The 14,606-nt window shown below is 69.2% G+C and carries 11 protein-coding genes; 5 read left to right on the top strand and 6 right to left on the bottom strand.

Going from position 1 to position 14,606, the window contains the following annotated elements; genetic code table 11:
• Nucleotides 1-26: 26 nt before the first annotated feature.
• Both H512_RS0103825 and H512_RS0103820 read right to left on the bottom strand, forming a co-directional pair.
• Entirely contained in the window at nt 27-1,061 is a 1,035-nt protein-coding gene (locus H512_RS0103825) for an ABC transporter permease (RefSeq protein WP_026782345.1), read from the bottom strand.
• Nucleotides 1,058-2,536 carry a sugar ABC transporter ATP-binding protein gene (locus tag H512_RS0103820; RefSeq protein ID WP_026782344.1) on the bottom strand — a complete coding sequence of 493 codons (1,479 nt, stop codon included), beginning with the start codon at nt 2,534-2,536 and terminating at the stop codon, nt 1,058-1,060. Before H512_RS0103820 ends, H512_RS0103825 begins: the two co-directional genes overlap by 4 nt.
• Before the next feature lie 589 nt (nt 2,537-3,125).
• Between H512_RS0103820 and H512_RS0103815 the strand changes: the two genes are divergently transcribed.
• From H512_RS0103815 to H512_RS22410, 5 genes are all read left to right on the top strand, one after another.
• Entirely contained in the window at nt 3,126-4,457 is a 1,332-nt protein-coding gene (locus H512_RS0103815; RefSeq protein ID WP_053239533.1) for a 2-hydroxycarboxylate transporter family protein, read from the top strand.
• Nucleotides 4,458-4,551: 94 nt separating this feature from the next.
• Complete coding sequence (locus tag H512_RS0103810) at nt 4,552-6,444, top strand: sensor histidine kinase (RefSeq protein ID WP_210162658.1); 1,893 nt, start codon at nt 4,552-4,554, stop codon at nt 6,442-6,444.
• Entirely contained in the window at nt 6,441-7,805 is a 1,365-nt protein-coding gene (locus tag H512_RS0103805; RefSeq protein ID WP_026782341.1) for a sigma-54-dependent transcriptional regulator, read from the top strand. The genes H512_RS0103810 and H512_RS0103805 overlap by 4 nt, the downstream gene beginning before the upstream one ends.
• Before the next feature lie 360 nt (nt 7,806-8,165).
• The gene (locus tag H512_RS0103800; protein WP_036789900.1) at nt 8,166-9,434 is read left to right on the top strand and encodes an ABC transporter substrate-binding protein; all 1,269 of its coding nucleotides are present in this window, start codon (nt 8,166-8,168) and stop codon (nt 9,432-9,434) included.
• A gap of 66 nt (nt 9,435-9,500) precedes the next feature.
• Nucleotides 9,501-11,177 carry a methyl-accepting chemotaxis protein gene (locus tag H512_RS22410; RefSeq protein WP_053239532.1) on the top strand — a complete coding sequence of 559 codons (1,677 nt, stop codon included), beginning with the start codon at nt 9,501-9,503 and terminating at the stop codon, nt 11,175-11,177.
• A gap of 7 nt (nt 11,178-11,184) precedes the next feature.
• Here H512_RS22410 and H512_RS0103785 read toward each other — a convergent pair whose 3' ends face one another.
• The 4 genes from H512_RS0103785 to H512_RS0103770 are packed head-to-tail and all read right to left on the bottom strand — an operon-like array spanning nt 11,185 to nt 14,544.
• A complete protein-coding gene (locus tag H512_RS0103785) occupies nt 11,185-11,937 on the bottom strand; it encodes an ABC transporter ATP-binding protein (protein ID WP_026782339.1) in 753 nt (250 codons plus the stop codon).
• Entirely contained in the window at nt 11,934-12,734 is an 801-nt protein-coding gene (locus H512_RS0103780; RefSeq protein WP_026782338.1) for an ATP-binding cassette domain-containing protein, read from the bottom strand. Before H512_RS0103780 ends, H512_RS0103785 begins: the two co-directional genes overlap by 4 nt.
• Nucleotides 12,731-13,585 (bottom strand): ABC transporter permease, encoded by an 855-nt coding sequence (locus H512_RS0103775; protein WP_026782337.1) that lies wholly within the window; start codon nt 13,583-13,585, stop codon nt 12,731-12,733. Before H512_RS0103775 ends, H512_RS0103780 begins: the two co-directional genes overlap by 4 nt.
• Nucleotides 13,582-14,544 (bottom strand): ABC transporter permease, encoded by a 963-nt coding sequence (locus H512_RS0103770; protein ID WP_053239531.1) that lies wholly within the window; start codon nt 14,542-14,544, stop codon nt 13,582-13,584. Before H512_RS0103770 ends, H512_RS0103775 begins: the two co-directional genes overlap by 4 nt.
• Between the last annotated feature and the right edge of the window lie 62 nt (nt 14,545-14,606).

The following is a 14,606-nucleotide window of genomic DNA, read 5'->3' as shown; positions in this document are numbered from 1 at the left end:
GTCTTCCGTTGCTGGGTGGTGAAAGGTCAGGAGCGGGCACGGCCGAGGCCGTAGGTCATGGCGAGCGCGCCGACGAGCACGGCGCCCTTCACGAAATCCTGCGTGTAGTAGGGGGCGTTGAGCATGGTGAGGCCGTTGAGCAGCACGCCGACGAACACCGCGCCGACGACGCTGCCGAACACGTTGGGCCGGCGCAGGCCGAGCACCGTGAAGCCGATCAGCGAGGCGGCGACGGCGTCCATCATCAGCGACGAGCCGGAGGAGACGTCGCCGCGCCCGACGCGGGCGGCCACCACGATGCCGCCCAGCGAGGCGAGCGTGCCGGAGATGACATAGGCGATGACCTTCAGACGGGCCGTCGAAGCGCCGGCCAGGCGGGCGGCCAGCTCGTTGCCGCCGGTGGCGAACAGCAGGCGGCCGATGCGGGTGTGCTCGGTCAGCACGTAAAGCGCCACGGCGACGACGAGCGTCAGCAGCACCGGCACCGGGATGACGCCGCCGAGGCTGGAGCGGCCGATCAGCAGGAACAGCGGATCGTATTTGCCGAGCGCCGTCGAGCCGTCGGCGAGGATCAGGCCGGCGGAGATCGAGCGGCCGGCCGTCGGGATGAGCTGGAGACCAGTCAGCAGGAACATCATGGCCAGCGTCGCCAGCATGTCGGGGATGCGCAGGCGGACGATCAGCAAAGCGTTGATCAGGCCGATCGCGGCGCCGAAGGCCAGCACCAGCGGCACGGTGACGAACGCGCCGAACCGCCAGACGATCATGGCGTAGCTCGCCGCCATCACCGACGAGGCGGCGACGGCGCCGACCGACAGGTCGAAGCCGCCGACCGCCATGGAGATGGTGACGCCGGCGCCGAGGATCGCCACCACCGCCACCGCCTGAAGAATGCTCATCAGGTTGTTGATGCCGATGAAGGCCGGCTGTGCCGCCGTGAAGCCGATCATCATCGCGGCGAGCAGGATGAAGATCGCGCCGTTGCGGACGATGTCGCCGAGGCGGTGGACCGGATGGGGACCGGCCGCCGGGGCCGGCACGGCGTCGCTGTCGGACGTCATGGATGGACTTCCTGAAGTGTGTTGGCTCCGCCGGAAGCGGGGGAAACGAGGGAGTGGCCGTCGAGCACCACGACACGGTCGGCCACCTCGGCCGCCTCCTCGGGGTCGGAGGTGGCGATCAGCGTGGCGCGGTCGGCGTGGTGGCGCAGCGTGGTAATGATGTCCTGGCGGGCGCCGAGGTCGACGCCCTGGAACGGCTCGTCGAGCAGCAGCACGCGGCTCGGCTCGGCCTCCCAGCGGGCGATCACCGTCTTCTGCTGGTTGCCGCCCGACAGCGACCACACCGAGGCGGCCGGTGAGGCGGCGCGGATGCCGAGGCGGGAGATGGCGCGGGCGCCCTCGGCGGTTTCGCGGTCGCCGAGGAGGAAGCCGGAGGGGAACCAGCGATCGAGGTGCGGCAGGCTGATGGTCGACCGTACGGCTTCGCCCGGCCAGCCGGCCGGCATCAGCGACGTGCGGTGGCGGTCCTCGCCGGCCATGACGACGCCGGCGGCGATGGCTTCGGCCGGATCGGCCGGCGCGTACGGCCGGCCGTCGAGCCGCATGTCGCCGGCGGCGAAGCGGCCGGCACCGAACAGGCCGGTGAGCAGGCGGCTCTTGCCGGCGCCGAGCACGCCGGTCACCGCCACCACCTCGCCGGCGTGCAGGTCGAGATCGAACGGCCGGGCGTGCGGCAGGAGGCGGATGTTCCTGAGACTCAGCACCGGCGGGCCGGCGGCGGTGCGGGCGTCGGGGTGGGCGGCGGCGAGCGGCCGGCCGATCATCGTCTCGACGGCGGCGTCGAAGTCGATCGGCCGCCGGAAGCTGCCGGCGTTGCGGCCGCCGCGCAGCACCTCGACGCGGTCGGCCAGCGCTTCGAGGTCGGCGAGGCGGTGCGAGATGTAGAGGATGGCGATGCCGCGGCCGGCCAGATCCTTCAGCACGGCGTAGAGCCGCCTGGCCTCGGCGCCCGACAGGCTGGCGGTCGGCTCGTCGAGGATGAGCAGTTCCGCCTTGTGGCCGATGGCGCGGGCGATGGCGACCAGTTGCCGGTCGGCGGCCGGCAGGTCGGCGAAGTCGCGGTCGAGCGGCAGGGGAAAGCCGGCTTCCTCGACGATCGCCCGCGCCCGCTCGCGTACGCGGCGGCGCGTCAGGAAGAACGGCGTCGCGCCGTCGGCATAACGGTCGAGCAGCAGGGAATCGGCCACCGTCAGGCCGGGAATGCCGACCACGCCGGTCGACTGGTGGACGGTGACGATGCCGGCCGCCGTCGCCTCGGCCGGGGAGCGCGGCGCGAAGGGCTGGCCGCGGAGGCGGATGTCGCCGGCGTCGGCCTCGATCACCCCGGCGAGGATTTTCACCAGCGTCGACTTGCCGGCGCCGTTGGAGCCCATCAGCGCCACGATCTCGCCGGCCTCGATGTCGAGCGAGGCGCCGGCCAGCGCCCGCGTCGACCCGAAGGCCTTGAAGACATTGCGAAGAGAGACGAGCGCCATCTGCCTGATCCGGAGAGAAGCCGGCCGAGAAAACCGGACCGGGCGACGGTAGTATTGATGAGGCAGGCGGCACAAAGCATGGCGGGCGAATTGTCCGCCGGGAAAGGGAATTGGAATCTACTTTTCCCGCCGTTCTTGGATTCTCATTCTCGACAGCGATTGGAATACCTGGGATTGCGTTGTTGCGCCGGCACACCAGGTCGGCCAGGCGAGTCGTCGGAAAGCGGCGGTGCGCTTCCTCCGGCTTGCGGTGCCGCCACCGGGAATCCCCAATCAAATCAGTGCTATCACGTATTTTCTTCCCGGAAACCGTCCGGATTTCCGGACGGTCCTCCACCGGCCGCGTCCGGGTTTCCGGAAGGGCCGGCCGGTGGCTTCAAGAATTAAATCGATGAAACAGTCGGTTAGCCGGCGGGCCTGATTGGCACGGCAAATGCCATTCCCTGGGTCATGCGACGGCCGTCTTCCGAGGAGGGAACAAGGACGGAAGGCCGAAGCCCACAACGGCGCCGGAGGAGATGCCGGACGGCCGACAGCCCAGGAGAGAGGCCAGCCACGGGACGACGTGGGCGGCCGGAGGAGAACGACAATGACGGACATCACGCAGAACGACGCGGTCGCGACGGAAACGGGCGGCAGCCCGCTTTCCCGCGTTCTTGCCTACAAGGTCGGCCCGGTGCCGCTGCCGCTTTATCTCGCCATCGCCGCCGTGGTGTTCGGCGCCTCGGTGATCGGCAAGCTGCCGGCCGACATGATCGGCGGCTTCGCGGCGATCATGGTGCTGGGCTTCCTGCTCGGCGAGATCGGCGGCCGCATTCCCTATCTCAAGAACATCGGCGGCTCGGCCATCCTCTGCCTGTTCGTGCCGTCGGCCATGCTCGGCTACGAGGTGATGAACCCGGCGACCTCCGACGCCATCAAGGCGGTGATGAAGACGTCGAACTTCCTCTACCTCTACATCGCCTGCCTGGTCACCGGCTCGATGCTCGGCATGAACCGCAAGGTGTTGATCCAGGGCTTCCTCAAGATGTTCGTGCCGCTCGCCGTCGGCACCGCCTCTGCCGTCATCGTCGGCGGGCTGGTCGGCATGGCCTTTGGCTACGAGTTCAAGCACACCTTCTTCTTCATCGTCATGCCGATCATCGCCGGCGGTATCGGCGAGGGCATCCTGCCGCTGTCGCTGGCCTACGCCGACATCCTTGGCACGGCCCAGCCGGCGCTGATCGCCTCGCTGATCCCGGCTGCCCTGATCGGCAACGTCGTCGCCATCATTTCCTCGGGCGTCCTGAAGCGCATCGGCGAGAAGAAGCCGCGCTATTCCGGCAACGGTCTTCTGGTCCGCACCGGCGACGACAACGAACTGCTGAAGGAGATGGCCGTCGAGAAGAAGCTCGAACTGCCGCTGATGGGCGCCGGCCTGTTGATGGCCTGCGCCATGTTCATCCTCGGCGCCTTCCTGTCGCCGTTCACCGGCATCCCCGGCCCGATCCTGATGATCATCGGCGCAGCGCTGCTCAAGGTGTCGAAGCTGATCCCCGAGCGGATGGAGACCGGCGCTCACCAGATGTACAAGTTCATGACCACCAACATGACCTTCCCGCTCTTGGTCGGCCTCGGCACCCTCTACGTTCCCTGGAACGACCTGATCGCCGCCTTCACGCCGGCCTATTTCGCCATCTGCGCCGCCACGGTGCTGGCGATGGTCTCCTCGGGCTGGTTCATCGGCAAGCTGCTCGGCATGTACGAGGTGGAGGCGGCCATCGTCACCTGCTGCCACTCCGGCCTCGGCGGCACCGGTGACGTCGCCATCCTCTCGGCCTCGAACCGTATGGGCCTGATGCCCTTCGCCCAGATCTCCACCCGCATCGGCGGTGCCGGCATGGTGGTGCTGGCGGTGTTCCTGCTGAAGATGTTCGGCTGATCTTCCGTCTCCGAAATGCGACGGCCGTCCGGCTTTCCCGCCGGGCGGCCCTGCGCTATCGGTGAACAAGACAGCGCTGGCGGGAGGAGCCGCATTGGCCGGGAAAGCCGAGAGCATCGCGCCGAAACGCCGCTGGCTGCGCCTTGCGGCGGTGCTGCCGCTCGTCGGCGCCCTTGCCGTCGCCGCCATCGTCGCCTTGGTCGCCTATCGCGTCGTCTTCGAACTGTCGCTGTCGGCCACCCGCGCCAGTGCCGGCCACCGGCTCGACCTCTACGCGGCGAGCTTCGAGCGCGAGGTCAGCCAATTCGCGAACTATCCTTATGTCATGGCACTCGACGGCACCGTCCTGGCACTCCTCGACGACCCCGCCGACGCGGCGCTGCGCCACCGGGCCGACCTCTATTTCGAGGCGCTGAACGACCGCATCGGCACGCTCGACGTCTACCTGCTCGACCTGACCGGCCGGGTGATCGCCTCCAGCAACTGGGACAAGTGGGACAGCTTCGTCGGCCGCGATCTGTCCTACCGGCCCTATTTCCAGAATGCCCACACCGACCGGGTGACCCGCTTCTACGGCATCGGCACCACCAACCGCCAGCCGGGCTATTTCCTGGCGACCGCCATCGCCCGCGATGACCGCACGCTCGGCATCGGCGTCGTCAAGGTCAGCCTCGGCCAGCTCGAACGCTCCTGGGCATCGGCGGAATCGCCGGCCATCCTCAGCGACGAGCACGGCGTGGTGGTGCTTTCCTCGGTGCCGGCCTGGAAATACGGCACGCTGACGCCGCTCGACGATGCGGCGCGGCGGCAGATCGCCGAGGCGCAGCAATACAACGACCGGCCGCTGTCACCGATCGGCCTCGTGCCGTTGCGCGACCTCGGCGGCGGCACGCGCATCGTCCGTCTGCCGGGCACGGCCGGGCCGGGTGGCGGCTTCTCGACCGAGGGCCTGTTCCTCGCCGAGAGCCGGGCGATGCCGGAGACGCCGTGGACGCTGACCGTGTTCACCGACCTCTCGGAGATGGACGATCTCGCCCGCCTGTGGGCGGCGCTGGCCGGTCTCGGCAGCCTGCTTCTCATCGGCCTGTTCGCCGTCTGGCGCCAGCGGCGGCGACACCTGCGCGAACTGCTCGAGGCGCGCAGCGCCCTCCAGCGCGCCCATGACCACTTGGAGACACAGGTGGCCGAGCGGACGGCGGCGCTGTCGGCCACCAACGAGCGGCTGCGCCGCGAGGTGACGGAGCGCGAGCGGGCCGAGCGCACGCTGCGCGACGCCCAGTCGGGCCTGGTACAGGCCAGCAAGCTCGCCAGCCTCGGACAGCTATCGGCCGGCATCGCCCATGAGCTGAACCAGCCGCTCGCCGCGCTGGTCACCCTGTCCGGCAACGCCGTCAGGTTCCTGGAGCGCGGCGACCTCGCCACCGTGCGCGGCAACCTCGAACGGGTGCGGCCGCTGGTCGAACGCATGGGCCATCTCACCGGCGAGCTGAAGGTGTTTGCCCGCAAATCGTCCGGCGAGCCGCAGCGCGTCGGCCTCCGCAAGCTCGTCGACGACGCGCTGTTCCTGCTCAATCACCGCCTGACGCGCGGACCTGTTGCGGTGAGCGTCGACATCGACGGTGGCGACATCGCCCTCTGGTGCGATCCCAATCGCTTCGCGCAGGTGCTGCTCAACCTGATCGGCAATGCCGTCGATGCCATGGAGGGCGGCGGCGACCAGCGCATCACCGTCTCCGCCCGCCGCGACGGGAGTTTCGCGCGGATCGACATCCGCGACAGCGGGCCGGGCCTGCCGCCGGAGCGGCTCGACCATATGTTCGAGCCCTTTTTCACCACCAAGGCGCCGGGCGTCGGTCTCGGGCTCGGCCTTGCCATCTCGGCCGGCATCATCCGCGACTTTGGCGGCGAGCTGACGGCCGCCAATGCCGAGGAGGGCGGGGCGGTGTTCTCGATGACCATTCCGATCGGTCCCGGAGAGGCGACATGACCAAGGCGACGGTTGACGATCTCCGGGTGCTGATCGTCGAGGACGATCCGGACGTGCTGCTCGGCTGCGAGCAGGCGTTGCAACTCGACGGCATGCAGACGATCGGCACCGGCTCGGTGGAGGCGGCGCTGCGGCTGGTGGCCGAGGCGCGGCCCGGCGTCATCGTCTCCGACGTGCGCCTGCCCGGCCGCGACGGCCTGGCGCTGCTCCGGGAGATGCAGGCGATCGACGCCGACCTGCCGGTGATCCTGATCACCGGCCACGGCGACGTGCCGCTCGCCGTGCAGTCGATGCGCTCGGGCGCCTACGATTTCATCGAGAAGCCGTTCTCGCCGGACTATCTGGTCGAGGTGGTGCGGCGGGCGCGCGAGAAGCGGGCGCTGACGCTGGAGGTGCGGCGCCTCCGCCACAAGCTGTCGGACGGCGGCCGGCTCGAAAGCCGCATCATCGGCCGCTCGCCGGCCATCGCGAAGCTGCGCCGCGTCGTCGCCGACATCGCCGGCACCAACGCCTCGGTGCTGATCGACGGCGACACCGGCACCGGCAAGGAGCTGGTCGCCCGCTGCCTGCACGACGAGAGCCCGCGCCGCAAGGGCCATTTCGTGGCGATCAACTGCGGCGGCCTGCCCGAGCACCTCGTCGAGAGCGAGCTGTTCGGCCACGAGGCGGGCGCCTTCACCGGCGCCGCCAAGCGCCGCGTTGGCAAGATCGAATATGCCAGCGGCGGCACGCTGTTCCTCGACGAGGTCGAGACCATGCCGGTCAGCGTGCAGATCAAGCTGCTGCGCGTGCTGCAGGAACGGACGCTGGAACGTCTCGGCTCCAACACGCCGGTCGCCGTCGACTGCCGCATCGTCGCCGCCGCCAAGGGCGACCTCGGCAAGCTGGCCGCCGACAGCCGCTTCCGCGCCGACCTCTACTACCGGCTGGCCGTCGCCTCGCTGACGCTGCCGGCGCTGCGGGACCGGCGCGAGGACATTCCGCTCCTGTTCACCCACTTCGCCGAGCAGGCGAGCGTCGTGCATGGCCGGCCGGCCCCCGTCCTCGACGAGACGCGCCTCGGCCGGCTGATGGCCTATGACTGGCCGGGCAACGTGCGCGAACTCAGGAATGTCGCCGACCGCTGCGTGCTGGGCATCGAGATGGGCTTTCCGCCCTTCGCCGAGGCCGCCGCCGGCGAGCCGCCGTCACTCGGCGAGGCGGTGGAAGCCTTCGAGCGGGCGCTGATCGTCGATGCGCTCGGCCGCGCCGGCGGCAGCATCGGCCGCACGGCCCAGGCGCTGCGTATCCCCAAATCGACCCTCCATGACCGAATGAAGCGACTCGGCATCGCGGCCGGTCCGGAACCCCGGTCCGGCTGAACGCGGCGATAGCAGGAGGTTGCAACCGCCGCCTTGCGAAGGGGCCGGCCGGCGTTGCCGCCGAAGGTGTCCGCAAACCTTTGCGTTCTGCGGCACTCCTGCTAACCCATTCATTTATTTCGATATTTCCATTCGTGCGGATCAAAGCCCGAAAACGTGCCAACATACGGCATTTCAAGTAGAGGAGAAATATTCGAGGATACAAAATTTCAGTATTGGCAACATAAATACGGTACAATTTTCCACTTCTAGCATTTATTATTTCTTAGCAAACAACCAATACGTTTTAATTCTCATTTGTTGGGTGGCTAGGAGGAATAAGTGGGAAACCTCATAGGAAATTCTATAGCTCTGCTTTTGATGTCCAGTGCTCTGGCGAGCGCCGGCGTGCAAATCACCGTCGCCACCGTCAATAACGGCGACATGGTGCGCATGCAGGGTCTGACCGACGAGTTCCAGGCGGCGCATCCGGACATCACGCTCAACTGGGCGGTGATGAGCGAGAACGAGTTGCGTCAGAAGGTGACGACGGACATCGCCACCAAGGGCGGCAAGTACGACGTGCTGACCATCGGCACCTACGAAGCGCCGATCTGGGCCAAGCAGGGCTGGCTGAAGGAACTGACCTTCGACGCCAGTTACGACGTCGACGACCTGCTGCCGGCCATCCGCGCCGGCCTCACCTATGAGGACAAGCTCTACGCCGCGCCGTTCTACGGCGAGTCGTCGATGGTCATGTACCGCACCGACCTGATGCAGAAGGCCGGCCTCACTATGCCCGACGCGCCGACCTGGGCGTTCATCGCCGACGCCGCCCGCAAGATGACCGACCGCGCCGCCGGCGTGAACGGCATCTGCCTGCGCGGCAAGGCGGGCTGGGGCGAGAACATGGCCTTCATCACCGCCATGTCCAATTCCTTCGGCGCCCGCTGGTTCGACGAGAACTGGCACCCGCAGTTCGACCAGCCGGAATGGAAGGCGACGCTGCAATTCTACGTCGACCTGATGAAGGACGCCGGTCCGGCCGGCGCCGAGAACAACGGTTTCAACGAGAACCTCGCGCTGTTCAACGAGGGCAAGTGCGGCATGTGGATCGACGCGACGGTCGCCGCCTCCTTCGTCACCAACCCTGCGTCTTCGACGGTGGCCGACAAGGTCGGCTTCGCGCTGGCGCCGGACAATGGCCTCGGCAAGCGCAGCAACTGGCTGTGGGCGTGGAACCTCGCGGTGCCCGCCTCGTCGCAGAACGCCGAGGCGGCGCAGACCTTCATCGCCTGGGCGACCTCCAAGGAATACACCGCGCTGGTGGCCTCCAGGGAGGGCTGGGCCAACGTGCCGCCGGGCACGCGGGCCTCGCTCTACCAGAACGAGGAGTATCTCAAGGCGGCGCCGTTCGCCAAGATGACGCTCGACTCGATCAATACCGCCGACCCGAAGAACCCGACGGTGAAGCCGGTGCCCTACACCGGCGTCCAGTTCGTGGCCATTCCGGAGTTCCAGGGCCTCGCCACCACCATCGGCCAGCAGTTCTCGTCGGCGCTGGCCGGCAAGGTCGCGGTGGACGCGGCCCTCTCGTCGGCCCAGTCCAACGCCACCCGCGAGATGACCCGCGCGCGCTACATCAAGTAAGCCGGCCGGTCGGCCGCAGCGGGAGGCGGGCATCGTCCGCCTCCCCATCGCCTTTGGGGGGCTCCCATGCGTTTCACCATCAAGACCATGCTGTTCACCGTCCTGGCGGCGATGATCCTCGTCAGCGGCGCGCAGGGCCTCTACGGGCTCGTCGAACTGCGCGCCTCGAACGCCGATCTTCGGCACTTCAGCCAGACCGAGCTGCCGCGCGCCAACCTCATCGGCCTGCTCAAGGACGATTTCGCCAATTTCCGTCTCGCCGAGGCGACCATCCTCGCCGCCATGGACGACGCCACGCGCGAAGCCGCCGTGCTCGACGCCGAGAAGGCGATGAGCGGCGTCAACACGCGCCTCATTGCGCTCGGCGAGACGTCGGCCGCCGCCGCGGACCAGACCGACATCGCCAGTTTCTCCAAACTCTGGCGCGACTATGTCGACCGCCATCAGAGCTTCTCGGACCTCGCCAATTCCGGCAACTTCAACCTCGCCACCGACCTCTACGTCGGCGAGCTGGGCAAGATGCACGCCGATGCCGCTGACATCCTGTCGGGCCTCGCCTTTCGCGGCGAGGACGCCGCCAACGCGGCGGCCGGCGCGGCGGAAGCCAATTACACCTATGCCAGCCTCGGCATCATCTCGGCCATTGCGCTGTCGGCGGTGGCCGGCTGCCTTGCCATGGTGTTCGTCTGGCTCGGCCTGTCGCGGCCGCTGATCCGCATCTCGACGGCCATGCGCCGCATCGCCCGCGGCGAATTGTCGACCGAGGTGCCGGACCTGCGCTTCCCCTGGGAAGTCGGGCAGATGGCGTCGGCGCTCGGCGTGCTGCGCGAGAATCTGTCGGAGGCCGAGGCCATGCGCGCTCTCGAAAGCGAGCGCGAGCAGCAGGCGGCGCGGGCGCTGGTCGAGGAACGCAACCGCATCGCCGATACGTTCCAGGACTCGATGGGCTCGCTGACCGCCGCCTTCGTCGATGCCTCCCGCACGCTGGCCTCGGCGGCGCAGGGCCTGTCGGCCACCGCCGAACAGACCTCGCGGCAGGCGCAGGCGGTGGCCGGGGCCGCCGAGGGCGCCTCGTCCAACGTCCAGGGCGTCGCCTCGTCGACCGAGGAGCTGTCGGCGTCGGTGCGCGAGATCAACACCCAGGTCAACCAGTCGGCGTCGATCGCCGAGCAGGCGTCCCGGCTGGCGACGCGCACCGAGTCCAACGTCCGCAATCTCTCGACGGCCGCCACGGAGATCGGCGAGGTGGTGAACCTGATTTCGGCCATCGCCGAGCAGACCAACCTTCTCGCCCTCAACGCCACCATCGAGGCGGCGCGGGCCGGCACGGCCGGGCGCGGTTTCGCGGTGGTCGCCTCGGAGGTGAAGAGCCTCGCCGGCCAGACCGGCAAGGCGACCGAGGAGATTTCCCGCAAGGTGAAGGAGATCCAGGAGGCCACCGACCAGACCGTCGGGTCGATCGGCGATATCGTGCAGGCCATCGAGCAGGTGCGCAACGTCACCTCGACGATCGCCGGCGCCGTCACCCAGCAGGGCGCGGCCACCGACGAGATCGCCCACAGCACGCAGCGGGCCGCCCTCAATGCCCAGGACGTCACCGTCAACGTGCTCGGCGTCGGCCGGGCGGCCAGCGAGACCGGCGCCTCGGCGGCCGAGCTTCTGCACCTGTCGACGGACCTTCAGTCGCGCTCGCACGATCTCGAACGAAGCGTCCACGACTTCGTCGGCCGGCTCAGGGCCTGAGCCCGGTTCAGGCGAAATCCATCAGGCGCGGCGTGCTGTCGAGCAGCCGCCGCGTATAGGGATGCTGCGGCGCCGACAGAATGTCGCGCGCCGCGCCCTGTTCGACGATGCGGCCTTTCTCCAGGATGACCAGGTCGTGGCACAGCAGCGCCACGAAGCCGATGTCGTGGGAGACCAGCACCAGCGTCGTCCGTTCGGACAGCGTCTTCAGGAGGTCGACGATGCGGATGCGCGTCGTGAGATCGAGCGCGCTGACCACCTCGTCGGCAAGCACCAGCTCCGGCCGCGACACGATAGCGCGGGCGATGGCGATGCGCTGGCGCTGGCCGCCGGAGAACTCGTGCGGATAGCGGCGGGCGGCATCGGGCGGCAAATCGACCGAGGCCAGCGCGCCGGCCACGGCGTCGTCGATGTCCATGTCGATCTTCAGCGAGCGCAGCGGCTCGGCGACGATGTCGAATACCTTCTGGCGCGGATCGAGCGATGAATAGGGGTCCTGGAACACCGCCTGCACCGCCCGGCGGAAGCCGCGCATGACGGCGCGATTGCCGGGGTCGAGCCCTTCGCCGCGGAAGGTCATCCGGCCGGCGGTCGGCCGGGCGAGGCCGAGCAGCAGGCGCAGGATGGTGGTCTTGCCCGAGCCGCTCTCGCCGACGATGCCGAGGTTGCGGCCGGCCTCGATCTTCAGGTCGATGCCGTCGAGCACGTTGCGGCCGCGGCCGTAGGCGAAGGAGACGGCGGAGAGATCGATCAGGCTCATAGCGCCGCTCCGATCGCCCGGTCGAAGGTGCGGGCCGCCTCGACGAGGCCGATGGTGTAGGGATGGCGCGGCCGGCCGAACACCTCGGCAACCGGTCCGGCCTCGACCAGCTCGCCGCCCCTCAGCACCAGCACCCGGTCGACGGCGGCGCCGACCACCGGCAGGTCGTGGCCGATGAACAGGAGGCCCATGCCGTCCTCGCGCACCAGCGCTTCCAGCAGCCGCAGCACCTCGGCCTGGGTGGTGACGTCGAGCGCCGTGGTCGGTTCGTCGGCGATGAGCAGGCGCGGTTTGCAGGCCAGCGCCATGGCGATGGCCGCCCGCTGGCGCTGGCCGCCCGACATCTCGTGCGGATAGGCGCGGGCAAGGCGGCGCGGCTCGGGCAGGGCGACGCGAGCCATCAGCGCCAGCACTTCGGCCTGAACATCGACCGGTTGGCCGTCTCGACGGGCGCGGCGGCGCACCACCTCGGCGATCTGGTTGCCGATGCGCATCAACGGGTCGAGGGCGGTCAGCGGCTCCTGGAAGATGGTGGCGACGACGCTGCCACGGAGGCCGACGATGTCGCGGTCGGCGGCGCCGACCAGCTGGCGGCCGGCAAGGCGGATGGAGCCGGAAGCGGTCATGCCCTCGGGCAACAGGCCGATGGCGGCGAGCGCCGTCAGCGACTTGCCGGAGCCGCTTTCGCCGATCAGGCCGACGCGCTCGCCGGGCGCGATGGCGAAGGAGACGCCGGCGACCAGCGGCCGGCCGGCGTGGCGGATGGTGAGATCGTCGATGGCGAGGAGGTCGGTCATCCGCGCCTCCGCCGGGTGGGGTCGGCGACGTCGCGCAGGCCGTCGGCGAACAGGTTGAGGCCGATCACCAGCGACACCAGCGCGAGGCCCGGCGCCACGGCGCCGAAGGGCGCGGTATAGACCGTGGCCTGTGCCTCCTGGAGCAGCCGGCCCCAGGAGGCGTTGGGGGGAGGCGCGCCGAGGCCGAGATAGGACAGCGACGCTTCGGCGATGACGGCGAGGCCGAATTGCAGCGCGAAGTTGACGACCAGCGTCGGCCAGATGTTGGGCAGCACATGGATGCGGACGATGCCGAGCCAGCTGGTGCCCGAGACGCGGGCGGCGGTGACGTAGTCCATCGCCAGCACCCGCCGGGCAAGGATGCGGGTGAGGCGGGCGACGATCGCCGAGGCGGCGACGCCGATCGCCAGGATGGCGGTGCCGAGGCTGGCGCCGTCGCTGGCCGCCACGATCAGCATGGCGAGCAGCAGCGTCGGGAAGGCGATCAGGATGTCGAGCGTCGCCGCCAGCACGTCGTCGACGGCGCGGGAAGCGAAGGCGGCCAGGAGGCCGACCGTGACGCCGATCGCCGCGGCGATCGTCACGGCGCCGCTGCCGACGGCGAGCGCGATGCGGGCGCCGATCATGATCTCGGTGAACAGGTCGCGGCCGAGCCGGTCGGTGCCGGCCCAGTGGAGAAGCGACGGCGGCGCGAGGCGGCCGCCGGTCATCGCCGTGGGATCGTAGGGCGTCCAGACAAGCGTCATGAGACCGACGACGACGTGCAGGCCGACGAGAGCCGCACCGATCAGGAAGGCCGGCGTCAGGCGAAGAGACGAGGGTTGGGCGAGGGCGGGGGCGTCGTCGGTCATGACCGGCCTCCGCTGGAGCCGCGCAGGCGCGGATCGACAAGGCGCTGGGTCAGATCGGCGGCAAAGCCGACCAGCAGCACCAGAAGCGTCGAGACGAACAGCACGCCCTGCACGCTCGGATAGTCGCGCTGCTCGATGCCGCTCAGCAGCATCGAGCCGAGGCCGGGCAGCGAGAACACGCGCTCGACGACCACGGCGCCGAGCAGCGTCGAGGCAAGCTCGATGCCGAGGATGGAGATCACCGGCACCGCGCCGTTGCGGATGCCGTGGCGGATCAGCGCTTCACCGTAGCCGGCGCCGAGGGCGCGGGCGGTGCGGAGATAGTCGGAGCCGATGACGTCGAGCGTCGCCGAGCGGACGTAGCGGATCAGCGAGGCCGACATGACGAGCGCGATGGTGAGGATCGGCAGGGTGAGCTGGTGCAGCGCGGCGATCGGATCGCGCCAGCCGGACGGCGGGAAGCCGCTCGACGGGAACAGGCGCAGCTTCACGGCGAAGGCGGTGACCAGCAGGATGCCGATCCAGAACACCGGCACGGCGATTCCGAACTGCGAGACGATGGAAATGAGCCCGCCGTACCAGCGGTCGCGCTTCACCGCCGCGAGGATGCCGAGCGGCAGGGCGATCAGGATGGCGGCCACGAAGGCGAGGGCGGTGAGCGGCAGCGTCAGCGTCAGGCGGCGGCCGATCTCGTCCAGCACCGGCACGCCGGAGATGAAGGAGGCGCCGAGGTCGAAGCGGCCGAGCTGGCCGAGATAGCGGACGAACTGGGCGGCGATCGGCAGATCGGAACCGACCTGCCGGCGCGCCGCCTCGATCTGCTCGGGATCGGCGCCCACCGACACCAGCGCGTTGGCGGGATCGCCCGGCAGGAGGCGCAGCAGCAGGAACAGCACGGCGGCGGCGATCAGCACCGAGACGACGAGAATCGCCGTCCGGCGGACGACATAGGCGAGAATGGCGGCACCTCGGATCAGAAGCGGAAGCGCCGCCCGAGCTTAGGTCGGGCGGCGCGGGCTGT

It is taken from the genome of Pleomorphomonas koreensis DSM 23070 (genome assembly GCF_000425185.1).
Lineage (GTDB): Bacteria > Pseudomonadota > Alphaproteobacteria > Rhizobiales > Pleomorphomonadaceae > Pleomorphomonas > Pleomorphomonas koreensis.
Note: the sequence above shows the minus strand (reverse complement) of the source record. Positions and strands in the feature narration are given on the sequence as shown.

Bases quoted from the DNA above. Each gene is read 5' to 3' on its own strand.
- H512_RS0103825 (WP_026782345.1), bottom strand. From the start codon at position 1,061: ATGACGTCCGACAGCGACGCCGTGCCGGCCCCGGCGGCCGGTCCCCAT.
- H512_RS0103820 (WP_026782344.1), bottom strand. From the start codon at position 2,536: ATGGCGCTCGTCTCTCTTCGCAATGTCTTCAAGGCCTTCGGGTCGACG.
- H512_RS0103815 (WP_053239533.1), top strand. From the start codon at position 3,126: ATGACGGACATCACGCAGAACGACGCGGTCGCGACGGAAACGGGCGGC.
- H512_RS0103805 (WP_026782341.1), top strand. From the start codon at position 6,441: ATGACCAAGGCGACGGTTGACGATCTCCGGGTGCTGATCGTCGAGGAC.
- H512_RS0103800 (WP_036789900.1), top strand. From the start codon at position 8,166: ATGTCCAGTGCTCTGGCGAGCGCCGGCGTGCAAATCACCGTCGCCACC.
- H512_RS22410 (WP_053239532.1), top strand. From the start codon at position 9,501: ATGCGTTTCACCATCAAGACCATGCTGTTCACCGTCCTGGCGGCGATG.
- H512_RS0103785 (WP_026782339.1), bottom strand. From the start codon at position 11,937: ATGAGCCTGATCGATCTCTCCGCCGTCTCCTTCGCCTACGGCCGCGGC.
- H512_RS0103780 (WP_026782338.1), bottom strand. From the start codon at position 12,734: ATGACCGACCTCCTCGCCATCGACGATCTCACCATCCGCCACGCCGGC.
- H512_RS0103775 (WP_026782337.1), bottom strand. From the start codon at position 13,585: ATGACCGACGACGCCCCCGCCCTCGCCCAACCCTCGTCTCTTCGCCTG.